Genomic DNA, 21,411 nt, shown 5'->3' on the forward strand with positions numbered 1-21,411 from the left:
CCCGATGTGCCGGCAGGTGCCGCGGACGGAGAGTGAAGTTGCCAGAGAAAAAATACTCCCCTAAGGAACTTTCCATGTCCAGGTCATCGAATCCGTCCCACCGGTCAGGACTGCTCCTGACGCTTCTTGTTCTCGCTCTCGCACCCGCGGCCGGAGCGGGCGCCGGACCTGACGCCCTGATCCCCTACGAGGGACCAAGTTTCGAGGACTGCCTGCTGACCAGGATCGAAACGCAACTGGTCCGCTGCGACAACCTGACCGGAGCAGGAGTGTCAGCGCCGTTCTGGATCCCTGAGCAGTAAGGCACCCGGCCGGCTACGCGGCGTCGTCGTGCCACCAGCCTTCCCAGGCGGCGGAGGTCAGCTGTCCGTTGGGGAATCCGGTCTTGCCGTTCCCTCCGGTGTGCGCATGGCTGTCGTCGCTCCGGCGGGCGTCCAGCAGGAGGTTCAGGCTACTCAAAAGCAACATCGTTGCGTCCTTTCGTGTCGGGAATGGACCACCTCGTCCAAGTAGTTCGGAGCCTAACCGCGGCATGTTTCAATGCGTCGACGCAACGTTTCGGCCAGGTATCGGACATCTCACCCTGCCCAACGGCGCGTGATGACGCTCCTGACCCGGCATCGCGTTTGCCTTACATCCGGGCCTTGGTCCGTGAGGTCGGCTTGGCTGTCCACGGGTCCTCGGGCCACGGGTGCCTGGGGTAGCGGCCCCGCATCTCTGCCCGCACCTGCGCATACGGCCCGGACCAGAAGGACGCGAGGTCGTCGGTCACGGCCAGCGGACGTCTGGCCGGCGAGAGGAGATGGAAGAGCACCGGCACACGCCCGTCCACCAGCCGCGGAGTCTCAGCCCAGCCGAAGCACTCCTGCAGCTTGACCGCGACAACCGGCCGGCCGGCGGCGTTGGCGCGCGCGTCCTCTGCCCCCGCGGACTGCGCGGCCGAGTATTCGGACAAGGCGGGGTATTCAATCTTCACCCTCGACCCGCTGGGCACTTCAAGCGCTTCCGGCACCAGTTCCGCCAGCCGGGCCGCCTCCGGCCAAGGCAGGAGCCGGCGCAGCGGGTCAGTGAGGTCGATGCCGCTGGTGGCCGCTCCGCCGGCAAGGGCCTCAAGCTCGGGGCCCAGCCACAGGTCGAGCCGGGCGAGCAGTGCGTGCTCGGAAACATCAGGCCAGGGCTCCCCCAGTTCGCGGTGGAGGAGGGCAAGGCGGCGGCGCAATCCGTCCGCCGCAGTGGAGAACCCGATGGTGTCCAGGCCCTGGGCTGCCAGGGCCCGGGCCACCGCCGCACGGCCTTCGGCGGCGGTGGGCTTGACCGGTGTGGAGGAAAGGACAATTGCCCCGAGCCTTCGTTCGCGCCGGGCGGTGACCCGGCCCTGGTTGAACTTCGCCACCACGGTGTCTGTCCGGAGTTGCTGCGCTGCCGCAGCGGCGGTTTCGGCCGATACCGGTGCAGCGGAACGGATCACGGCCCCGGTGCCGGCCGCATCCCGGCCACCCGCGCGCGATACCTCGGCCACCGCCAGCCAGTCATGCCCGGACAGGGAGCTTCCTGCGGGCAGGCCTGCCCGGGTGCCGGACGACAACAGATACTGTGCAGCGCCTTCCCCGGGGACGCGCCGCGCCACGCGGTCCGGGAAAGCCAGCGCCACGACGACGCCCACAGTCTCTGCCGCGGGCACGGTTCCGGTGAAGAGGGAACTGCCGACGGCGTCCGCCTCCTTGCGCGCGATTGTCTCCAGCCGGCGGACGTCCTCCGCCCAGCGGCGGGAGGCCGGCTCCTTGCCGCCGAGGAGGACAGCCAGCAGACGCGTCAGGTCGGCGCCAGGTGCGCGCTGGTCTCCGGACACGAGGGCCACAGCTTCAGCGGCCGTGTGATGCCCAACGGCCGCTGCCCCGTCGAGCAACGCCCGTGCGAGCCGGGGGTCCGCCGGGACGCGGGCCAGCGTTCGGCCCAGGGCGGTGGCGTGCCCGTCCCCTGCCACAGCACCGAGTTCCCAGAGCACCTCGAGGGCTTCCTCCATCGCTGCAGGCGGAGGTGCATCAGGAAGGGCCAGCCCCTCACCGCCGGGCGATCCCCAGCAGGCCAACAACAGGGCAGCACCGGTGAGGTCCGCGACGGCGATCTCCGGAGTCACGTGGGCCGGCGCCGCGCCATAGGTTCGCTGGTCATAGCATCGGACCACCTGCCCCGGCCCCTGCCGTGCGGCGCGGCCGGCCCGCTGTTCCGCGGACGCCCGTGAACAGGACACGGTCACCAGGCCGGACATGCCGCGGCTGGCGTCGCGGCGGGGTTCGCGGGTCAGCCCGGAGTCGATCACGAGCCGCACGTCCGGCACTGTGAGGGATGATTCGGCGAGGTCTGTGGACACGATGATCCGGGCTGGCCCGCCGGGACGGCGCCCGGAGACAGCGAGGTCCTGTTCGGCAGGGCTGACCTGGCCATGGAGTTCCAGCACCTCAGTACCGGCGGGAGCCCGTGCGCGGATACGGGAGGCAACGTAGGACACCTCCCACGCGCCGGGAACGAACACGAGGGCGTCAGACTGTGCGTCGTTCAACAGTGCGGCGGCGTGGGCCCGCGCGGCTGCATCTGCCACGTGGTCCAGGAACGCGCGTGTTACTCCACGTTCATCCAGCCGCGCGACGGTGGCGGGCACCCACTGAACCTCCAGGGGGTACAGCGCCGACGGGCAGTCGACGACGGGTGCCGGGTGGCCGCCGTCGTTTCCGATCAGGGCGGCGAAGCGTGGCGCGTCCAGTGTCGCGGACATGGCCACCAGGATAAGGTCCCCGCGAAGCTGCCGCACTTCCGCGAGCATTCCCAGCAGGAGGTCGGTCTCCAGGCCCCGTTCGTGGACCTCGTCGAGGATGACCGCACCGGTGGTTTCCAGCCCGGGGTCATCGAGCAGGCGCCGCAGCAGGATTCCGGGCGTGACGAACTCCACCACGGTTGCCGGCCCGGCCTGGCGTTCCCCGCGGACCGTGTAGCCGATGCGGTCCCCCACCTTGCTGCCGTCCAGCGTGGCCAGCCGACGGGCCGCCGCCCGGGCGGCAATCCGCCTCGGCTGCGTGACGACGACCCGACCGGGACCCTGCTTCGATGCGGCCAGGTTGGCGAGCAGGGGCGGAACAAGTGTGGTTTTGCCGGTGCCAGGAGGTGCCTGCACCACCGCTGTTCCCGCAGCGCCGCCTGCGCCCAGGGCAGTTGACAGGTCCCCGAGCGATTCCGCGAAGGCGAGGCCGGCGCCGATGGCAGCGAGATCGAAAATGCCCGGGGCGCTGGCTCCTGCATGACCCGCGTCGGAGCCGGTAGGTGATGTCACCAGTCCATTGTCGCGGCAATCACTGTCCTGCGGTGCGTAACCGACGGGCGCGATAGGTCAGACTGGAGGTCAGCCACCTTGAAAGCAGGACTTCCCGTGATAAATCTCCAGCAGGACTCCGAAGGCTTCATCCGCATGAAGCGGCACTTTCCAACCAGTGCAGCAGTGACCATCACCTTCAGCGACGGTTCACGGGCTGAATTCTCCGGCCGTCGGCTCAACGGGATCTATGACGACGCACTGGCGGCCTACCGGGCGCAGAACCACCTGGATGCCAAGGGCTTCTCCCGGGGCCCGCAGAAAAAGGTGCAGGCCGGAATTGAGTTCGTTCCAGTCAGTCCTGGCATGGCGCAGGAGTAACTGCAGCGCCCGTCTCCGGGCCCGCGGCTGCCGGGCGGGCTCAAGGCGAAGGTTTCACCACCATCGCCGACCCTCCGCCGCGCCGCGTCGGCTCAGCGGCGGCCACCATCCTGCCGTCATCCAGGAACTCGATTGCCGTGGCCGCGCCGATCTCCGCGGAGGTTGAGAAGGTGTGACCGTATAGTTTCAGCACCTCGAAATCCGTCCCCGTCTGGAAGCCAGGCTCTGCAGCCACGTTGAGCGTGTTCCGCTGGGAGGCCCGGGGTGCCGCGATCGCCTCCGGGATAGTCATACCCAGGTCCACGCGGTTGAGGATGGTCTGCAGGACCGTGGTGATGATCATTGAGCCGCCAGGTGAACCCAGTGCCAGGAACGGCTTTTCATCCTGCAGGATGATGGTGGGCGACATGGACGAGCGGGGGCGCTTGCCTGGTTCGATGCGGTTGGGGTCGTCCGGGTTGGTCGAGTCGTAGGAGAAATCGGTCAGCTCGTTGTTGAGGATGAACCCGCGGCCCGGCACCACGATCCCTGAGCCGCCGGTCTGTTCGATGGTGAGCGTGTACTCCACCACGTTGCCCCACTTGTCAGCCACGGTCAGGTTGGTGGTCGAGATGTTTTCGGTGTCCCGATCGTCCGCGGCCGCAGCCGGCGCGTCCGGGCATACGCCGTCGTACGAGGCCACGTCGCCGGCCGGAACCGGCTTTGCTGCCGCCTTCTTTGGATCGATCTGGCATGCCCGCTCCTTGCCGAACAGCGGGTCTGTCAGGGCTTTAGTGGGGACATCGACGAATGCGGGATCGCCCACATACTTTCCGCGGTCGGCAAAAGCCAGTGCGCTGGCTTCCAGGTAGTGGTGCAAAGCGTCCGCCGTGGCCATCCCGCGAAGGTTGAACGGCTCCAGGATGTTCAGCGCCTCGCCAACGGTGGTTCCGCCACTGCTTGAGGGGGCCATGCCGTAGACGTCGTAGTCCCTGTATTCAACATGCGTGGGATCCTGGTCCAGAGTCTCGTAGTTGGCGAGATCCTTCGTCGTCAGATAGCCGGGAAGTGCCGGGATGCTGGTTTTGGGGTCGGTCACGGGAGGCACCCATGCCGGATCCTTCGGCGGGGCCTGGACTGTCTCGGCGATGTCCTTCGCAAGCGGGCCGCGGTAGAACGCGCGCACGCCCTTCTTCGCGAGCAGCCCATAGGTCTCTGCAAGATCAGGGTTCATGAACACGCTGCCGACGGCCGGTGCATCGCCGCCGGGAAGGTAAAGATCCCTCGTCGAAGGGAAAGCGGAGAAACGGACCTTGTTGTCGAGGGTCTGCTGCCTGAATGTTGCGTCGACAACAAAGCCATGGGTGGCAACATCTATTGCAGGCTCAAGGGCCTCGTCGAGGTCCAGGGTGCCCCAGCGTTCCAAAGCGCGTTCCCACGTGGCCGGCGTACCGGGGGTTCCTACTGACACACCACTGGAGACCAGTTCGTTGAATGTATACAGCTTTCCGGTGGCGGGATTGGTAAATGCGGTGGTCGGCATGCCGGCCGGTGCTGTCTCGCGGCCGTCGATTGTCCGGACTTTGCCCGATTTAGCGTCGTAGTAGACGAAATAACCGCCGCCGCCTATCCCGGCGCTGTACGGCTCGGTCACACCCAGGGTCGCAGCAGCTGCGACGGCGGCATCCACGGCGTTGCCGCCCTTTTTCAAGACACCGATCGCCGCGGCGGACGCGTCCGGGTCCACGGTGCTGACCGCCCCGCCATACCCGGTCGCCGTCGCCTGTTTCTGGATCTCCTGGGCATCGGCAACCGCGGGACCGGTCACCGCACCGCCCGTGATGCTCAAGGCCAGGACAGCCGTGGCAGTAGCCAGTTGACGTCGCACACTAGGCATGATCGCTCCCAAGTCAGGGTCCAGCGCAAGGTGGTTTGCGCCACGATACTCCCCCGCGTGGGGAGTCTCAAGGCTGAAATGCCCCCTGTGGCTACCCCTTCTGGAGGACGTGCAGCCTTGGTTAAGGGGGCATCTCAGACCGGCTTGTCGGTGATTGCCAGGGCTTCATCAGCCGGCGAGCGCCGCCGTCGGCTGGCGAGCAGGAACGGCACGGCGAACAGTTCGATCAAGCCACTCAGTGCCAGCGAGAGAGGATAGCCGTACACGTCCGCTGCCCGGCCCGCGACCGGCTGCACCACAATGCCGCCGCTGGATCCCATCAGTGAATCGAAACTGAGTACTGTGGCCCTCTGCTTCGAGGGGATCATGTCGTTCAGGTAGGCCTGCCGCACCGGCGTACCCGCGGCCGCGATCAGCGACCAGACGGCGATCAGCACCAGCGCCAACCAGAAAACCCGGGTGAAGCCAACTGCAATCAGGAGCAGGGAGCTGGCAGCGGTGCTCACGATCAGCACGGTGGTGCGTTTGCGGACCAGTCGGCGCACGGTAGGCGCCATCCACCCGCCCACGATCTGGGCGCCGGCCACGAGTGCTGCGGCCAGTCCGGCAACGGTATAGGCCTGCGGGTCCCCGAAGAGCTCGAGCAGGTACGGCTGCAACGCATAGAACGCATAGAACCCGACGCCGACCGTAAACGGCGCGGCAAGCATGACGTAGCGCACCGGCGGGTTTTTCAGGCCGTTATCGATGGAGGCCGCCAGCACCGCCCGGGTTGCCGCCAGAGGACGCGAGGAGCGTTCCGGGACAAAGCCAACATCGCGCATGAGCCCGAACGCGACGAGGAACATGGCAACGAGCACTCCGACCCGCACCAGGAACGGCACGCCCAGGTTGGTCGCCTGGGCAAGGGCGCCCCCGGCCGCCGAGCCCAGGAGGGTGGCGACGCCTGACACCATCTGTCCCTTCCCGAACACGGCTTCCATGTCATCCCCGTAACCCGAGTAATGCAACGCGTCCACCAGCCAGGCCTCCACTGCCCCGGAGAAGAAGGTAAAACCCAGGCCAAGCAGGACGGATACCACCGCCCATGACCAGAACGGCCCCTTCCACTGCCAGAGCAGGTAGTACAGGTACGTGGCGCCGGCCAGGGTCAGGGTGCCGAGCAGGTATGAAGTCCGGCGGCCCCATCCGTCCGCCACGACCCCGGTAGGCACTTCGAAAAGCACCATGCCGGCGGTGAAGAAGGCGTTGGCCGCGAACGCTTCGAGGTTGCTGAGACCGGCATCCAGGAGAAAGAGTGTGTTGATCCCCCAGATGAAAGAGGCCGCAAGCGTGTTGCCCAGGATCAGGGTCAGGTAGATGCGTTGGATTTTTCGGCTTGCAGGATTCATGGGTTGCCGGGCACGGGATCATGGCGGAGGTAGCTGCGCCTGAAGCGCCCGGTTCCGGCGGTGAGGGCCCGAAGCTCAACGGAGTACTTGAGGAGTTCCTGATCGGGAACTTCCGCGCTTATTTCAGTCAGCTCCCCACCGGCGGAGTCCGTGCCGGTGAGCCGCCCGCGGCGGGAGGACAGATCACTCATGACGGCACCCACATGCTCATCTGAAACGGTGATGCTGACCGATGACACAGGTTCCAGGAGCTGGATGCGGCCGGCGGCGGCCGCCTCGCGGAGGGCCAGGGCGCCCGCGGCCTGGAAGGCAGCATCTGAGGAATCCACGCTGTGGGCCTTCCCGCCCACCAGGGTCACGCGCAGGTCCACCACGGGGAAGCCGGCCGTCAGTCCTTTCTGCATCTGTGCCCGGACGCCCTTTTCCACTGACGAGATGAACGTTCCGGGAATCACCCCGCCCACGGTCTTGTCGACAAATTCGAAGCCGCCGCCACGCGCCAGCGGTTCGACGTCGATGTCGCAGACGGCGTACTGTCCGTGTCCGCCGGACTGCTTGACATGCCTGCCGTGACCGGAGGCCGGCGCAGCGAACGTCTCGCGCAGTGGCGTCACCACCTCAAGGGTGTGCAGCTTCACGCCCTGGTCGCGCAGCCTGTCCAGCACCACCTCTGCGTGCGCCTCCCCCATGCACCACAGGATCAGCTGGTGGGTCTCGGAATTCCGTTCCACCCGGAGCGTGGGATCGCCGGCAGCCACTTTTGCCAGGCTCCGGGCCAGCGCATCCTCGTCGCTCCGGGAGTCCGCCTCGATGGCCACCGGCATCAGCGGTTCAGGCATTTCCCACGTGGCCAGCAGCAGCGGCTGGTCCTTGCCCGAGATGGTGTCCCCGGTCTCGGCACTTCCCAGTTTCGCCACAGCGCAGATGTCGCCCGCCACGCAGAACTGCACGGGGCGCAGGTTTGCTCCCAGCGGAGAATAGAGGTGGGTCAGGCGTTCATCGGCGTCATGGTCCTGATGGCCGCGCTCCGCCAGTCCGTGGCCGGCCACGTGAACTGCTGTGTCTTCACGGAGGGTGCCGGAGAAGACCCGGACCAGGCAGACCCGTCCAAGGAACGGGTCCACAGTGGTGCGGACAACCTCGGCCGCCAGGGGGCCGGCGGGGTCGCACGCCAACGCCGCTGTCCGGCCCCCGGCCAGCCCGGTTGCTTCCGGGAGGCCGCGTTCCAGGGGTGACGGGAACGCCCTGGTCAGGATCTCCAGCAGTTCCGCTGTGCCCAGGCCCGTCGTTGCTGACGTGGGAATGACAGGGAAGAAGGAACCGCGCTCGACGGCGGTCTCCAGGTCCGCTATCAGGACATCCGTATCGATGTCCTCGCCGCCCAGGTAGCGGTCCATGAGGGTCTCGTCCTCGCTCTCGGCGATGATCCCTTCGATGAGCTGGCCGCGCGCGGCTTCGCTTCCGGAAACTTCTTCGGGGCCGCCCTCCGAGGTTGAAGGGGACGGCTCTGCGGAGGAATAGTCAGAGACGGTCCCGGACAGTAACCCGAGCAGTCCGGTAAATTCACCGCCGGTCCGGACCGGGACGTAGAGCGGCAGCACCGACTCGCCGAATGCCCGCTGGCAGGCGGCCAGGACGCCGTCGTAATCCGCGCGGGGGTGGTCAAGCCGGGTGATCACCACGGCCCGCGGGGTCCCCGCGTTTTCGCACTCACCCCATAGTGCCGTGGTGGTGGCATCGATGCCGTCCACTGCCGAGACAACAAACAGGGCCGCGTCCGCAGCCCGCAGCCCCGCCCGGAGTTCGCCGATAAAGTCCGGATACCCCGGCGTATCCAAGAGGTTGACTTTGGTGCCGTCGATCAGCAGCGGAACCACCGACAGTGTGACCGACCGCTGTTGATGGACCGCGGAAGGGTCGGAGTCGCTGACAGTTGTCCCGTCCGCGATGGAGCCCTTGCGTGAAATCATGCCGTGGGCAGCGAGCAGGGCCTCCACCAGCATCGTTTTTCCGGCACCCGAGTGCCCGACGAGCGCCACGTTCCTCACTTGTGCCGGAGCCTGCGCCGCGATGCCCGCCGCAGCATCAGCCCGGCGGACGTCGGGGCCACCCCGTCCGGGCGTCCGCGCTGCGTCCTTTGTGCCTTTGACTGACATGGGAACCTCCTGGCATCTTTGCCATGAACCGTGCCGAACCGTGTCCTTCGATTCGACACCCTGGCGGGCCGAACGGCAAGAGCACCACCGCTTACGAACCTCCGCCACCGGAGGATAATGGCTGCCAGGGCGCCACGGTCAGGTCCGGCTTGAGGAGATCCGCATGCAAGCACTTCCGCGCATCACGGTGGAGGTGCCCGTGCTCGGGATTGGAGCGGGCCCGTCCGACTTCGAGGCGCTCGGCACCCATGTGCAGGCGCTGCGCAGGCCGCAGGGGCTCCACCTGACCCTGCTGCATATCGGCATCCTGGAGGATTTTGCCCGTGATGTGACGGACTGGACCAAAGGAACCACCAGCGCAGACGAGGCAATCCGGCAGACGGCGGCCTGGCTGCGGGCGCTGCCGGTCCTGGACGGCTTTTCCGGCACCGCGGAACGGCTGCTTGTGCTCGGAGGCGGCGGGGTCGCCGGGCTCGAAGTGGATGTCCCGCAGCAGGTGCATGAGTTCCAGGTTGCCCTGGTCCAGGGCCTGCGTGAGTTGCTGGACTCACTGCTCGTGGACAGCGTGGACGACTTCATCCTCGGCTCGCCCGCCCTCGGCTACCGGTACCCACACTGGGTTCCCCATGTGGCCGTGGGACGCCCGAAGTCCCGGGACCGCCAACCGACGGAGATCGCCCCGCTGGCCGTTGTCTTTGGTCCGTCACGGATCAGGAACGGGAGGTTCCTGCCCGCTGCCGCGTGACTCCTGCCGTACCCGGCCGGCGGCACCTGTCGCGGCACCTCTTCTCAAGCGCGCAGGTCCAGCGCTGCCAGCAGTCTGGTGACCGATCCGCCAAGGTTCCACTCGAGGGCCAGGCGCTCCAGTTCATCGCGCGGACTGCCGACGACGGGCCGCAGCCGTGCTCCCGCCTCCTCTGGGGTGGGCAGGTCAAGATCGCGGACGATCTTCACCACCGTGGGTGCGACCGAGAGGTAGTCCGCGGCGGCCGCAAGCTTCGAGCGTACCGATGCGGACAGGCCACTCCCGGCGTCCGTGGCGGCCGCGAGCAGGCTTTCGAGGGTCCCATACTCCAGGAGGAGTGACGCGGCGGTCTTCTCGCCGATTCCCGCGACGCCCGGCAACCCGTCGGAAGCGTCGCCGCGGAGGGTGGCGTAGTCGGCATACTGTTCGGGAAGGACGCGGTACTTGCCCACGACCACCCCGTCAGTCACCACCTCAAGGTTGCGCATCCCCCGTGCTGTGTAGATGACCCGCACCTGGCGGGCGTCATCCACCACCTGGAAAAGGTCACGGTCACCGGTGACAACGTCCACCGGGCCGTCGGCGTGGCTGGCGTAGGTGCCGGCGACGTCGTCGGCCTCGTGCTCTGGGGCTCCCACCACCGCGACGCCGGCCAGATCAAGCACGTGCCGGATCAGCGGAATCTGCGCCTCGAGGGCGTCCGGGACAACCTCGACGTCGGTGGCGTCCGCAACCTCCACAGCGACCCGGTGCGACTTGTAGGTGGGAAGGAGGTCCACGCGCCATTGCGGACGCCAGGCGTCGTCCCAACATGCGATCAGATGGGTGGCGCCGTAATCGGTAGTGAGCCTGGCAATCATGTCCAGGAGGCCCCGGACGGCGTTCACCGGCGTGCCGTCGGCACGGACGATGGTATCGGGCAGGCCGTAGAAGGCGCGGAAGTACAGGGATGCGGTGTCAAGCAGCATGAGGCGGGCTGGCATACCTGATCCTGACACGGATTCACCGGGCGGCGTTAGACTGGATCCATCATGACCGGTGCCCCTTCCCGTCTTCTGGCCTGGCTCGTCGCCCTGACGGCCCTTCTCACGGGCTGCGTGCCCGCGGTCAGCTCCGACGAGGCCACCACCCAATCACCGGTTCCGGCTGCCTCGGCCCGGCCCGCTGCTGACGGCGTCGCACTCGCCCCGCAGACCCCGGTACCCACGCCGGTTCCCACGCAGACTCCCACGCCCACGCAGGTTCCTGCCCCGCCCCCGGTGCCGCAGCCATACGCCCTAAACCTGTTCCAGGAAGGGGACTTCGTACCGCAATACACCTTCGACTGGTGTGTTGCCGCGAGCATCCAGATGGCACACAACCTCGTCGATGACACGGGGGGCGGCACCTGGGCTGACAGCGCTCAGCAGGGCGAGCTGTGGGAAATGGCCCGCGCACGCTCATCCAACTCCTTCAACGGCGCCAATCCGCTCGGCTGGGCGCAGGTGCTGACCGAGGTCGGGATGGGCCCGTACACCGTCGTCAGCATCGCCGACTACCAGGTCGCGCTGCAGACCGCTGCCCGCGCAATCGCCGGGACGGGCCGCCCGGTCGGGCTCGTCATGTGGAGCGGCCGCCACGCCTGGGTGATGAGCGGCTTCGAGTCGGTCGGCGACCCCCAGCAGTTCGCGGAGTTCCCGGTCACCGGCATCCGCGTCCTGGATCCGCTCTACCCTCACGGCAGCGGGCAGTGGGGTCCCTCGCCCGCGCCCAACAGCCTGATCAGCCCTGAGCAGCTGGCGACGCAGTTCGTGGTCCGGGAGCCGCGGCGCTGGAGCAGCGAACTGCCAGCCGGCTACCTGCTGGTGTTGCCGCTCGCCAAGGCCTGAGCAGGCAGGGCCGTAAGGCACATGCACACGGACCGCGGGTCCGCCATACTTACGGCATGAACGCTGCGGCGCGAAAACCTGACCGGATCCTCCTCGTGATCGTCGCAGCCATTGCTGCTCTGGTGGTGGTCGCATTAGCAGTTGTCTTCACCCGCGGGGAGCCGCAGGTGCTGGACGAATCGACACCCGCAGGGGTGGTCCAGCGGTACAGCACGGCGGTCATCGACGGAGACACGTCAACCGCCGATTCCTATCTCACCGAGTCGGCGCGCTCGTCCTGCCGTGGATATTACGAAAGCGGCCCCCTGCCGGCGCGGATTGTCCTGATCTCCACCACCGAACGGGATAACTCAGCCCTCGTCAGGGTCTCCGTTGTTGTCAGTTCAGGCTCCGGTGGCCCGTTCGGACCCTCCGAGTACGAGATGGAGGACCGCTTCTCCCTGGTCAAGGACAATGGGAAGTGGCTGGTGGACCAGGCACCGTACCAGCTCCTGTCCTGCAAAGGGCAGGCGGTGAAGCCATGACTTCCCGGCTTGAGGCAACGGCTGCACCGGCCGCCGCCGCGCAACTGACCCTCCGCCGCCTGATTCTCTACGTCCTGCTGTTCGCCCTGGTGGTGATCGCGGCGATCGGACTCAGCGGCCTCCTGGAGCGCCTGTTCAACACTGAAGCGGTGCTGGCATCGGCCGACGTGGCCGGACTGTCCCGTTCCCTTGCCTTTACCCTGATAGGCGGCCCGCTCGCCGCTCTCCTGTGGTGGTTTGTGTGGAAGCGGCTCGACGACGGCGCGGAACGCGCCTCAGCCGCGTGGGGCGTGTACCTCACCGCCATTTATGCACTCTCCCTGATCGTCTCCACGACGTCACTGCTCGGACTGGCAGCGAACTTCATCGGCAGGCCGGATCCGCAGTGGCACCACCTCTTATCCAACGGGCTGGTATGGGCTGCCATCTGGATCTGGCACCGCTGGATGTGGCGCCACCCCGCCAAACATCCACTCAACCTTGACGACGTCCCCGCCGTCATCGGGTGGGTCTTCGGTCTGCTGATGGGCGCAGCAGCCGCCATCACCGCCCTGGGGGGTCTGCTCGATCTCGCCATCAGGGGCTTCAACAGCCTCACCCCGGCGGCGGTGTCCTGGTGGGAGCCGTTGCTCCGGGCGCTGGTGTGGGCCGTCGGCGGGGCAACCGTGTGGTGGTGGCACTGGTTCAGGGGCGGCGGACGGAAGCTGCAGACCACCCTGGTGGACGTGGCTTTGGTGGGTGCCGGGATTTTCGCGGCCGGCATCACGGCGCTTGTCGGGGCCGGCGTCGCCGTCTTTGTGCTCCTGAGGATGGCGTTCGACAGGAGTGAGCCGATGAACCAGCTGCTCGCTCCCCTGGGTCCGGCCATCGCCGCGTTGGCTATCGGCGCCCTGGTCTGGCGGTATCACCGCGTCACCGGGACCGCGCGTTCGGTTGCCACCCGGCGCGCGGGCCTGCTGGTCACTTCGGGGATTGCGCTGGCGGCGGCGGCCTCCGGAGTGGGTGTGGTCATCAACGCTGCGCTTGCCATGGCTGTGTCGCCCCTGGCGGGAGGCGGCACGCGCACGCTTCTGCTCGGCGGAATCAGTTCCCTCGTGGTGGGAGGCCCGGTCTGGTGGCGGGCCTGGAAACCGGCGAGACAACCGCGCACGGCCGGTGCCATTCCGCCCGGCAGGCGCGTCTACCTGATCGTATTCTTCGGCATCAGTGCGGTGGTGGCGCTCATTGCACTGCTGGTGATTGGCTACCGGCTTTTCGAATTCCTCCTGGGCGACGTTTCCCAGGGCAGCCTCCTGGACCGTGTCCGCGCACCGCTGGGCCTGCTGGTGGCGGCCGGCTTCGTTGCGGCCTACCATTTCGCCCTCTGGCGGCGGGAGCGGGTCCTCCTGGCATCCGCGTTGCCCAAAGCACGCACCATCGGCCACCTGACGCTGGTGACCTCCTCAGATCCGGCACCCTTGGCCAAGGCGATCACTGACGCCACCGGCGCCAAAGTCACTGTGTGGAAAAGGGCCGACACCGGGCCCGGACTGCCGCCAGCGGCCGGGGGAAATCCGGCAGGCGACCCTGAACTGGTGCGGGAGGTGGTCTCTGCACTGGCCGGCGTCACAGCCTCAAGCGTTCTGCTGGTTACCGGCCAGGGCTCGCGGTTCGAGGTGATTCCCCTCGACACCGGCACCAAACGCTGAACACCGGCGCCGATTCCCGGCGCTGTCCTCCTAAACAGCAGGAGACATCGCCATGGGCACGTGGCAGAACGCGGGTCCTTCAGCCTGGACGCGACGCCTACTGCCGTCAACCATGGTTGACGCGGTGATCAGGGGCTTTCCGGAGTTTCGCCGTTAGCCACTGCTTCGATCCAATCGATTGCCTGGTCGGAGAAATAGAACCCGGATCCGTCACTCTGGCCAACCCACCAGGCGCTGGAGTCGATATTCCCTCCGGCGTCCGCGATCTCAGAAACGATCCCGGCCGGTACCGCGTCCCCGTTGTTCTGCATCAGCCATTCGCGCGTTGCAGGCTTCAGTTTCGGCCACCATTGCTCGATACTCATGGCCCCAGTCTGCCACTCCGCCGGGCCCGCGGCGCGGCCCATTCGTGATTCCCGTCCCCGGTCAAGCACAATGGGCCCATGAAAAAAAGCGACGCCCGCCTGCCGCGGCTTGAAGATGTGGCTGAGCACGCGGGGGTCTCCCACCAAACGGTGTCCCGCGTCATCAACAACCACCCGAATGTCAGCAAAGCCACCCGGGAAAAGGTGGAAGCTGCCATCGCCGAGCTCGGGTACCGCCGCAACACGGCCGCGCGCAGCCTGGTCACCCGGCGCTCGCAGACCATCGGCGTGCTGGGCAGCGAGCTCTCCCAGTATGGCCCGGCCAATACCATGCTGGGCGTGGAGCAGGCAGCACGGGATGCCGGCTACTTCGTCAGCATCGCCGCGCTCCGCTCCGTCAGCCGGGACGCCATCTTCGATGCCCTGCGGCACTTTACCGACCAGTCCGTGGACGGCATCGCCGTCCTTGTGCCGCACTCCGAGACCCTGAAGATCCTGGAGGAATACAACGCGGGCGTTCCCGTTATTGCCGTCGGGTCACTGGGAAACGCAGCCGTCAGCGGCGCCATGGTGGACCAGAAGCGCGGCGCCGAGATCGCAGTCGGACATCTCATCGACCTTGGCCACCGGCGGATCGGGCACGTGGCCGGTCCCTCCGACTGGACTGACGGGGTCCTCCGCGCCGAGGGCTGGCGCAACGCGCTCCGCAACGCCGGCCTCCCGCACGACCTGTTGCTCGAAGGCGACTGGAGCGCGGGCAGCGGTTACGACCTCGGCCGCCAACTGGCAGTAGAGCGCACGGCCACGGCACTTTTCGTGGGCAATGACCAGATGGCGCTGGGAATCCTGCGCGCCTTCAACGAGGCGGGAGTCCGCGTTCCCGACGACGTCTCCGTGGTGGGCTTCGACGACCAGCCGGAATCGGGGTACTTCACCCCGCCGCTCACCACGGTGCGACAGGACTTCGAGGAACTCGGCCGGCGCTGCATGGACATCATGCTGAAGGAGATTGAAGCCGGGGCCGGCGTCAGCTCCACGGTGGTCACCCCGGAACTGGTTCACCGTGCCAGCACGGCTCCCCCTGCCGCCTCTGCCGGGTAGCCGCCTCCCCAGCCGGCCAGCAAGCCAGCCAGCGCGCAAGTCAGCGCCCAAGTCGGCCGGCGCGGGACCCGAACGACTTTTTTCAAAAATATTCCATGCAAGCGCATCCAGATCCGATGCTGCACCGGTAGTAGGGGTGTAAGCAAAAATGCCCGCGAGGCGGGCCGATCAAGGAGAAGGACATGCGCAAAAGCATTTTCACAGCAGGCGCCGGCGCAGCAGCAATTGCCGCAGCAATCGCACTGGCCGGCCCGGCGCACGCTGCGGAGGGAGACGCCCAGCTTTCGGTGTTGCACGGCGTGCCCGGGCTCACCGTGGATGTTTGGGTCAACGGTGACCGCGCTCTGGACGATTTCACCCCCGGCACCCTCGCAGGGCCGCTGGCCTTGCCCGCCGGCGCCTACGAACTGGCCATCACGGCCTCGGATGCCGCAAACGCGTCGGCTCCCGTCATCGGCCCCGTCACGGTGACGCTCGCCGCAAACGGCAACTACACCGCCGTCGCAAACCTCGATGCGGCCGGAAAGCCGACAGCGAACTTCTTCACGAACGATGTTTCACAAATCGCGGCAGGCAAGGGCAAGCTGACGGTCCGGCACACGGCTGCGGCACCCGCCGTTGATGTCCTGGCGGGCGGCGCTGCCGTCATTACCAACCTTGCCAATCCCAACGGGCAGACCCTGAGCCTGGATCCGGGAACCATCCCGGCAGCGGTGGCCGCAACGGGGACTACTGCACCGGTGATCGGCCCCGCCGATGTCACGGTCACCGAAGGTACACACACGATTGTTTACGCCTGGGGCAGCCTGGCGGACAAGAACCTCCAGCTGGCCGTTCAAACCATCGGGGGCCTGCATACCTCACCGGCGTCAGTGCCTGGAGCCCGTGACGGCTCGTCGGACGCGATGACAACGGGCAGCGCTTCCTCCGGCGGCGTTTCCGCGGGAACGGCCGTGGCCACCGTCGGCTTCAGCGCCTTGGCCCTGGCACTGCTTCTGGGCGGTGTGAATGCGGCCCGCGGTATTTCAGCACGGCGGGTGAAGCCATAAGGCTGCGGGAGCAGGAAGCCTGGCAGAGCAGGATCAGGCCCGGCCGCCGGTCAGTACCGGTGGCCGGGCCATCTCCCATCATCAAGAGACATGGCAGGCCCGGTCCGCGCGTGCCATGGGGAAGAGGGGTCATGAACACCAGCACCACGACGGCGGCACAGGCCCGGCGGCGGCCTTCACTTCAGCTGACGACTGCAGCATGGGCCGTGGCCGCGCTCCTGCTTCCTGCCTGTGCCCCCAGCGGCTCCGACCTGCCGACGGCATCTCCGATGGCAGGAAATCCGACGGCAGGAACCACGTCGGCGGCACCCCCGACGACGGCCGCGAGTGAAAGTGCGCGTCCGGAGGGGTCTGCCTCCCCGGATCCTGCATCGCCGGCCCCAACCACGGCCGCCGGTGCGGCCAACATTCCGCTCCGTCCTGCCGCGCCCTCGGCGGCGGCAGCGGCGCTTCCCGCCCCCACTTCGCTCACAGTGGCCGGAACCTCCATCAACATGACCGTGGTGCCCGTGGGAGTGGCCCCGGGCGGGGCAATGGAAATCCCCGAGCGGTTCGACCAGGCGGGGTGGTACCGGTTCGGCCCGCCACCGGGGGCGGACGCCGGCACCGCGGTGATTGCGGGGCACATCGACACTACCTCTGAGCAGGCACCGTTCTCGCAGCTCAAAACGTTGGCCGCCGGAACCGCGATCCAGGTGGGACGCCAGGACGCGCCTCCCCTGGTGTACCGGGTGGTCTCGGTGGGACTGATGGCCAAGGACAGGTTTGACGGGGTCTCGCTGTTTCGAAGGACCGGTCCGCACGAGCTGAAGGTGGTCACCTGCGGGGGCAAATGGCTGGACGAAGTCAACGACTACAGCGACAATGTCATTGTCACCGCGGTCCTTGAGTGAGCGGTGACCCAGCCGTTATTCTCGTCACCGATGCCGGGAAGGAGTACAGCTTGGCACCTCCTGACCAGGCGACTCCGGGGTGGGAGGACGGGCTGACCTCAGCGTTTGTGGCCGGTGACGAACGCGCGCTGGCTGCGGCCTACCGGGAGTTCGCGCCGCTGGTGCACACGCTGGCGTTGCGTTCACTGCCTGACCGTTCGGCGGCCGACGACGTCACGCAGGAAGTCTTCATCCGGGTGTGGCGCTCCCGGAACACTTTCAACCCGAAGGTTGCCAGGCTTCCGGCCTGGATCGTGGGCATCACCCGTAACGTCATCAATGACACCCTGTCCGCGTCCTCCCGGGAAACGAAGAAAGTCATCGCCGCAGCGGGGGTCCGCGGGCCAGGCGAAGCAGGTCCGGAGCCGGAAGCGGCCGAGGTCCTGGCCGACAGGCTGCTCCTGGACGGGGAACTGGACAGGCTCGGCGAACCCCAGGGCTCCATCATGAAGCTCGCGTTCTACGAAGACCTGACCCATGAGCAGATCTCACGGAAACTTGACCTGCCGCTTGGTACGGTCAAGAGCCACATCCGCCGAAGCCTGTCCTACCTGAGAAACCGATTGGAGGTAGACCATGCCGCATCTTGATCCGGAACAGTTGAGCCTCCTCGCTCTCTACGACGACTGGCAGGACGAAACCACCAGGGAGCACCTGCGAACCTGCAGTGAATGCGCAGCGGACTACGCCGCCCTTCGCCGGACCGTGCATGCCGTAAAGGCCGCCCCTGATGCCAGCAGCCTGGAGGCCCCGGGCCCGCAGGTGTGGGCGGGAATCCACCGCGAGCTGGGATTGTCCGCGGACGTGCGCGAGGATCCCCTGGCTGCTTCCCGTGACATAAGCCTCGCCCCGGCACGGGCCCGCCCCCTCCAGTCCGTGCCGAATCCCGAACAGAGCCGGAGTTACGGCGCGGGCCGGCCCCTGGAGGAGACTCCACAGTCCGGAGAAGCCCGGGGCCGACGGCGCCCGCTCCGGACCGGCGCGTGGTGGCAGCGCCCGGGAGCGTGGCTGGCTGCTGCAGCGGCAATAGTGCTGGTGGCAGGGGGGACAGTCTGGTCGCTGAACCGGACCCCGGATGCCGTAGCCCGGGCCGAACTCAGCCCGCTGGCCCAGTTCTCTGCCACCGGCTCCGCCAAGGTTGTCAGGGCGGCCGACGGCTCACGCACGCTGGAAGTGAAGCTCAGCAAGGACGAGGCCCGGGGATACCAGGAAGTCTGGCTGATCGCCCCGGACCTCTCGCGGCTGGTCAGCCTCGGCGTCATGAACTCCGATAGCGGAACCTTTGAAGTTCCGGCCGGCCTGGAGCTCAGGGAATTCCCCATTGTGGACGTCTCCGACGAACCCGTCGACGGCAATCCCGCGCACTCAAGCGTCAGCATCGTCAGGGGCACGCTCAGTTCCTGAGGGCGGGCCCGATCCCTGTACAGCACAGGCACATTTGCAGCGCTTCCGGAGCGTCATTGACATCCGCGTTGTTAGCGCTCACAATTATCAGCAGGCCGCGAAGTGGCGGCAGGCAATCGGAGGAAGCTATTTATGGACGTCACAGTGGACGGCAGCGAACAGTACGTCATCGGCGTGGACTACGGCACGTTGTCCGGCCGGGCCGTGGTGGTGCGGGTACGGGATGGCCAGGAACTGGGCAGCGGCGTCTTTGACTACCCGCACGCAGTGGTCACCGGTGCTCTGCCCGGAGATGTGGCGGGCGTTGGGGAACTGGAAGCTGCCAGGCTCCCAGGCGAATGGGCGCTCCAGGTGGCCAATGACTACCGGGACGTCCTGCGCAACGCCGTCCCTGCCGCCGTCGCCGACGCCGGCATCGACCCGACCGCCGTCGTCGGCATTGCCACTGACTTCACCGCCTGCACCATGGTGCCGGCCACGGCTGACGGCACCCCGCTGAACGAGGTGCCTGGGTTCGCAAACCGCCCGCACGCCTACGTGAAGCTGTGGCGCCACCACGCCGCCCAGCCGCAGGCGGACCGCATCAACCAGCTGGCCGCAGAACGCGGCGAGTCATGGCTGCCCCGCTACGGCGGGCTCATCTCCTCGGAGTGGGAATTCGCCAAAGGCCTGCAGCTCCTGGAAGAGGACCCGGAAGCCTATGCCGCCATGGACCACTGGGTGGAGGCCGCAGACTGGATCGTCTGGCAGCTCTGCGGGCAGTACGTCCGCAACGCCTGCACCGCCGGATACAAGGGCATCTACCAGGACGGCCGTTACCCTGCCGAGGACTTCCTGGCGGCACTGAACCCGGAGTTCAAGGATTTCGTCAGCACGAAACTCGAACACACCATCGGCCGGCTCGGCGACGCCGCAGGCTACCTCACGGCTGAAGCCGCCGCGTGGACCGGCCTGCCGGAGGGCATCGCCGTCGCCGTCGGCAACGTGGACGCCCACGTCACCGCCCCGGCCGCGCGGGCTGTGGACCCCGGCCAGCTCGTGGCCATCATGGGCACCTCCACCTGCCACGTCATGAACGGCACCGAACTCCGCGAAGTGCCGGGCATGTGCGGGGTGGTTGACGGCGGCATCGTCGACGGCCTCTGGGGCTATGAAGCAGGCCAGTCCGGTGTGGGCGACATCTTCGGCTGGTTCACCAAACACGGAGTGCCGCCGGAGTACCACCAGGCCGCCGGTGCCGCCGGGCTGGGCATCCATGAATACCTCACCGAACTTGCGTCCCGCCAGCGGATTGGCGAGCACGGCCTGATCGCCCTCGACTGGCACTCCGGGAACCGCTCGGTGCTGGTGGACCACGAACTCTCCGGCATAGTGGTGGGCCAGACCCTCGCCACCAAGCCCGAAGACACCTACCGGGCACTGCTCGAGGCCACGGCCTTCGGCACCCGCACCATCGTGGACGCCTTCCGCGATTCCGGCGTGCCGGTGAAGGAATTCATCGTGGCCGGCGGACTCCTGAAGAACAAGCTGCTGATGCAGATCTACGCCGACATCACGGGGCTGCAGCTCTCCACCATCGGCTCGGCCCAGGGTCCCGCGCTGGGCTCCGCCATCCACGCCGCCGTCGCCGCCGGAAAGTATGCGGACATCCGCGAAGCTGCTGCAGCTATGGGATCCGAGCCGGGCGACGTCTTCACTCCCATCCCGGAAAACGTTGCCGCGTACGAGGAACTGTTCGCCGAATACCGCACGCTGCACGACTACTTCGGCCGCGGGGCGAACGATGTCATGCACCGGCTCAAGGCCATCCAGCGCAGGTCCGCCACGGCAGCCGCTCCTTCCGCCGGCGCAGCAGCGCAGCCCGCCACCCCCGCAGCCGTTGGAGCCTCCGCATGAGCACCCCGCCGTCGAATGTCCTTCAGACCATCGCCCGGATCCGCGAGGAAGTCTGCGCCCTGCACGCCGAGCTCACCCGCTATGGACTGGTGGTGTGGACCGCCGGCAACGTCTCCGCCCGCGTCCCCGGCCACGACCTGATGGTCATCAAGCCCTCGGGCGTTTCCTACGATGACCTGACGCCGGAGCAGATGGTGGTCACCGACCTCTACGGGGTTCCCGTGGATGGCGATGCGGACGGTGGGTGGGGCAACCCGCCGTTGTCGCCGTCGTCGGACACTGCCGCGCACGCGTACGTCTACCGGAACATGCCCGACGTCGGCGGCGTAGTACACACCCACTCCACCTACGCCACGGCGTGGGCGGCGCGGGGCGAGTCCATCCCGTGCGTGCTGACCATGATGGGCGACGAGTTCGGCGGTTCCATCCCGGTGGGACCCTTCGCACTGATCGGCGACGACTCGATCGGCCAGGGCATCGTGGAGACGCTGAAGAATTCCAACTCCCCCGCCGTGCTGATGCAGAACCACGGCCCGTTCACCATCGGCAAGGACGCCAGGTCCGCCGTGAAAGCCGCCGTCATGTGCGAGGAAGTGGCCCGGACCGTCCATATTTCACGCCAGCTGGGCGAGCCTGTCGCCATCGACCAGAGCGACGTCGACTCCCTGTACGCCCGCTACCAGAACGTCTACGGCCAATAACATGCGGCCCGGCCAACCGGCCCAGCCATC

20 protein-coding genes are annotated in these 21,411 nt (G+C 67.3%); 13 read left to right on the forward strand and 7 right to left on the reverse strand.

The window, feature by feature from the left end:
* Nucleotides 1-74: 74 nt before the first annotated feature.
* Nucleotides 75-302, forward strand: a complete 228-nt coding sequence (locus ABIA70_RS15980) for a hypothetical protein (RefSeq protein ID WP_354148546.1) — start codon at nt 75-77, stop codon at nt 300-302.
* Nucleotides 303-315: 13 nt separating this feature from the next.
* On the opposite strand, the gene ABIA70_RS15985 is transcribed toward ABIA70_RS15980, so the two are convergent.
* Nucleotides 316-468, reverse strand: coding sequence for a hypothetical protein (locus ABIA70_RS15985; RefSeq protein WP_354148547.1), 153 nt, complete (start codon nt 466-468; stop codon nt 316-318).
* A 163-nt stretch (nt 469-631) separates the two neighbouring features.
* Complete coding sequence (gene hrpB / locus ABIA70_RS15990) at nt 632-3,325, reverse strand: ATP-dependent helicase HrpB (protein WP_354148548.1); 2,694 nt, start codon at nt 3,323-3,325, stop codon at nt 632-634.
* A 96-nt stretch (nt 3,326-3,421) separates the two neighbouring features.
* On the opposite strand from hrpB, the gene ABIA70_RS15995 reads away from it, so the two are divergent.
* The gene (locus ABIA70_RS15995) at nt 3,422-3,685 is read left to right on the forward strand and encodes a hypothetical protein (RefSeq protein WP_354148549.1); all 264 of its coding nucleotides are present in this window, start codon (nt 3,422-3,424) and stop codon (nt 3,683-3,685) included.
* A gap of 40 nt (nt 3,686-3,725) precedes the next feature.
* Here ABIA70_RS15995 and ABIA70_RS16000 read toward each other — a convergent pair whose 3' ends face one another.
* The 3 genes from ABIA70_RS16000 to ABIA70_RS16010 all read right to left on the reverse strand — a co-directional run bounded on the left by ABIA70_RS16000 (nt 3,726) and on the right by ABIA70_RS16010 (nt 9,108).
* Nucleotides 3,726-5,561: a gamma-glutamyltransferase family protein gene (locus ABIA70_RS16000; RefSeq protein ID WP_354148550.1), complete on the reverse strand. Its 1,836-nt coding sequence runs from the start codon at nt 5,559-5,561 to the stop codon at nt 3,726-3,728.
* A 134-nt stretch (nt 5,562-5,695) separates the two neighbouring features.
* A complete protein-coding gene (locus tag ABIA70_RS16005) occupies nt 5,696-6,952 on the reverse strand; it encodes an MFS transporter (protein WP_354148551.1) in 1,257 nt (418 codons plus the stop codon).
* Nucleotides 6,949-9,108 carry an elongation factor G-like protein EF-G2 gene (locus ABIA70_RS16010; protein ID WP_354148552.1) on the reverse strand — a complete coding sequence of 720 codons (2,160 nt, stop codon included), beginning with the start codon at nt 9,106-9,108 and terminating at the stop codon, nt 6,949-6,951. Before ABIA70_RS16010 ends, ABIA70_RS16005 begins: the two co-directional genes overlap by 4 nt.
* A 163-nt stretch (nt 9,109-9,271) precedes the next feature.
* On the opposite strand from ABIA70_RS16010, the gene ABIA70_RS16015 reads away from it, so the two are divergent.
* Nucleotides 9,272-9,853 carry a hypothetical protein gene (locus tag ABIA70_RS16015; RefSeq protein WP_354148553.1) on the forward strand — a complete coding sequence of 194 codons (582 nt, stop codon included), beginning with the start codon at nt 9,272-9,274 and terminating at the stop codon, nt 9,851-9,853.
* A 44-nt stretch (nt 9,854-9,897) separates the two neighbouring features.
* On the opposite strand, the gene ABIA70_RS16020 is transcribed toward ABIA70_RS16015, so the two are convergent.
* The gene (locus ABIA70_RS16020) at nt 9,898-10,836 is read right to left on the reverse strand and encodes a 5'-3' exonuclease (RefSeq protein ID WP_354148554.1); all 939 of its coding nucleotides are present in this window, start codon (nt 10,834-10,836) and stop codon (nt 9,898-9,900) included.
* Between the two features lie 48 nt (nt 10,837-10,884).
* On the opposite strand from ABIA70_RS16020, the gene ABIA70_RS16025 reads away from it, so the two are divergent.
* The 3 genes from ABIA70_RS16025 to ABIA70_RS16035 are packed head-to-tail and all read left to right on the forward strand — an operon-like array spanning nt 10,885 to nt 13,933.
* Complete coding sequence (locus tag ABIA70_RS16025) at nt 10,885-11,721, forward strand: hypothetical protein (protein WP_354148555.1); 837 nt, start codon at nt 10,885-10,887, stop codon at nt 11,719-11,721.
* A gap of 56 nt (nt 11,722-11,777) precedes the next feature.
* Nucleotides 11,778-12,245: an LpqB family beta-propeller domain-containing protein gene (locus ABIA70_RS16030; protein ID WP_354148556.1), complete on the forward strand. Its 468-nt coding sequence runs from the start codon at nt 11,778-11,780 to the stop codon at nt 12,243-12,245.
* Nucleotides 12,242-13,933 carry a DUF5671 domain-containing protein gene (locus tag ABIA70_RS16035; RefSeq protein WP_354148557.1) on the forward strand — a complete coding sequence of 564 codons (1,692 nt, stop codon included), beginning with the start codon at nt 12,242-12,244 and terminating at the stop codon, nt 13,931-13,933. The genes ABIA70_RS16030 and ABIA70_RS16035 overlap by 4 nt, the downstream gene beginning before the upstream one ends.
* A gap of 128 nt (nt 13,934-14,061) precedes the next feature.
* Here ABIA70_RS16035 and ABIA70_RS16040 read toward each other — a convergent pair whose 3' ends face one another.
* Nucleotides 14,062-14,298 (reverse strand): hypothetical protein, encoded by a 237-nt coding sequence (locus tag ABIA70_RS16040; RefSeq protein ID WP_354148558.1) that lies wholly within the window; start codon nt 14,296-14,298, stop codon nt 14,062-14,064.
* A 78-nt stretch (nt 14,299-14,376) separates the two neighbouring features.
* On the opposite strand from ABIA70_RS16040, the gene ABIA70_RS16045 reads away from it, so the two are divergent.
* The 7 genes from ABIA70_RS16045 (at nt 14,377) to ABIA70_RS16075 (ending at nt 21,381) form a co-directional block, all read left to right on the forward strand.
* Nucleotides 14,377-15,399, forward strand: a complete 1,023-nt coding sequence (locus tag ABIA70_RS16045) for a LacI family DNA-binding transcriptional regulator (protein ID WP_354148559.1) — start codon at nt 14,377-14,379, stop codon at nt 15,397-15,399.
* A 182-nt stretch (nt 15,400-15,581) separates the two neighbouring features.
* Entirely contained in the window at nt 15,582-16,448 is an 867-nt protein-coding gene (locus ABIA70_RS16050; protein ID WP_354148560.1) for a DUF4397 domain-containing protein, read from the forward strand.
* A gap of 131 nt (nt 16,449-16,579) precedes the next feature.
* Entirely contained in the window at nt 16,580-17,341 is a 762-nt protein-coding gene (locus tag ABIA70_RS16055) for a class F sortase (RefSeq protein ID WP_354148561.1), read from the forward strand.
* A gap of 50 nt (nt 17,342-17,391) precedes the next feature.
* Nucleotides 17,392-17,970, forward strand: a complete 579-nt coding sequence (locus ABIA70_RS16060) for an RNA polymerase sigma factor (protein ID WP_354148562.1) — start codon at nt 17,392-17,394, stop codon at nt 17,968-17,970.
* The gene (locus ABIA70_RS16065) at nt 17,957-18,784 is read left to right on the forward strand and encodes an anti-sigma factor domain-containing protein (protein WP_354148563.1); all 828 of its coding nucleotides are present in this window, start codon (nt 17,957-17,959) and stop codon (nt 18,782-18,784) included. Before ABIA70_RS16060 ends, ABIA70_RS16065 begins: the two co-directional genes overlap by 14 nt.
* A gap of 132 nt (nt 18,785-18,916) precedes the next feature.
* Entirely contained in the window at nt 18,917-20,680 is a 1,764-nt protein-coding gene (araB, locus tag ABIA70_RS16070) for a ribulokinase (protein ID WP_354148564.1), read from the forward strand.
* Nucleotides 20,677-21,381 (forward strand): L-ribulose-5-phosphate 4-epimerase, encoded by a 705-nt coding sequence (locus ABIA70_RS16075; protein ID WP_354148565.1) that lies wholly within the window; start codon nt 20,677-20,679, stop codon nt 21,379-21,381. The genes araB and ABIA70_RS16075 overlap by 4 nt, the downstream gene beginning before the upstream one ends.
* Nucleotides 21,382-21,411: the final 30 nt, after the last annotated feature.

Origin of the sequence: Arthrobacter sp. 754 (assembly GCF_040548695.1) — a bacterium.
In the GTDB taxonomy this organism is placed as follows: Bacteria; Actinomycetota; Actinomycetes; order Actinomycetales; family Micrococcaceae; genus Arthrobacter.

Coding starts and splice junctions, on each gene's coding strand:
- ABIA70_RS16010 (WP_354148552.1), bottom strand. CDS start 9,108: ATGTCAGTCAAAGGCACAAAGGACGCAGCGCGGACGCCCGGACGGGGT.
- ABIA70_RS16065 (WP_354148563.1), top strand. CDS start 17,957: ATGCCGCATCTTGATCCGGAACAGTTGAGCCTCCTCGCTCTCTACGAC.
- ABIA70_RS16045 (WP_354148559.1), top strand. CDS start 14,377: ATGAAAAAAAGCGACGCCCGCCTGCCGCGGCTTGAAGATGTGGCTGAG.
- ABIA70_RS15985 (WP_354148547.1), bottom strand. CDS start 468: ATGTTGCTTTTGAGTAGCCTGAACCTCCTGCTGGACGCCCGCCGGAGC.
- ABIA70_RS16075 (WP_354148565.1), top strand. CDS start 20,677: ATGAGCACCCCGCCGTCGAATGTCCTTCAGACCATCGCCCGGATCCGC.
- ABIA70_RS16020 (WP_354148554.1), bottom strand. CDS start 10,836: ATGCCAGCCCGCCTCATGCTGCTTGACACCGCATCCCTGTACTTCCGC.
- ABIA70_RS15980 (WP_354148546.1), top strand. CDS start 75: ATGTCCAGGTCATCGAATCCGTCCCACCGGTCAGGACTGCTCCTGACG.
- ABIA70_RS16055 (WP_354148561.1), top strand. CDS start 16,580: ATGAACACCAGCACCACGACGGCGGCACAGGCCCGGCGGCGGCCTTCA.
- ABIA70_RS16005 (WP_354148551.1), bottom strand. CDS start 6,952: ATGAATCCTGCAAGCCGAAAAATCCAACGCATCTACCTGACCCTGATC.
- ABIA70_RS16015 (WP_354148553.1), top strand. CDS start 9,272: ATGCAAGCACTTCCGCGCATCACGGTGGAGGTGCCCGTGCTCGGGATT.
- ABIA70_RS16025 (WP_354148555.1), top strand. CDS start 10,885: ATGACCGGTGCCCCTTCCCGTCTTCTGGCCTGGCTCGTCGCCCTGACG.
- ABIA70_RS16030 (WP_354148556.1), top strand. CDS start 11,778: ATGAACGCTGCGGCGCGAAAACCTGACCGGATCCTCCTCGTGATCGTC.
- ABIA70_RS16000 (WP_354148550.1), bottom strand. CDS start 5,561: ATGCCTAGTGTGCGACGTCAACTGGCTACTGCCACGGCTGTCCTGGCC.
- ABIA70_RS16035 (WP_354148557.1), top strand. CDS start 12,242: ATGACTTCCCGGCTTGAGGCAACGGCTGCACCGGCCGCCGCCGCGCAA.
- ABIA70_RS16040 (WP_354148558.1), bottom strand. CDS start 14,298: ATGAGTATCGAGCAATGGTGGCCGAAACTGAAGCCTGCAACGCGCGAA.
- ABIA70_RS16050 (WP_354148560.1), top strand. CDS start 15,582: ATGCGCAAAAGCATTTTCACAGCAGGCGCCGGCGCAGCAGCAATTGCC.
- araB (WP_354148564.1), top strand. CDS start 18,917: ATGGACGTCACAGTGGACGGCAGCGAACAGTACGTCATCGGCGTGGAC.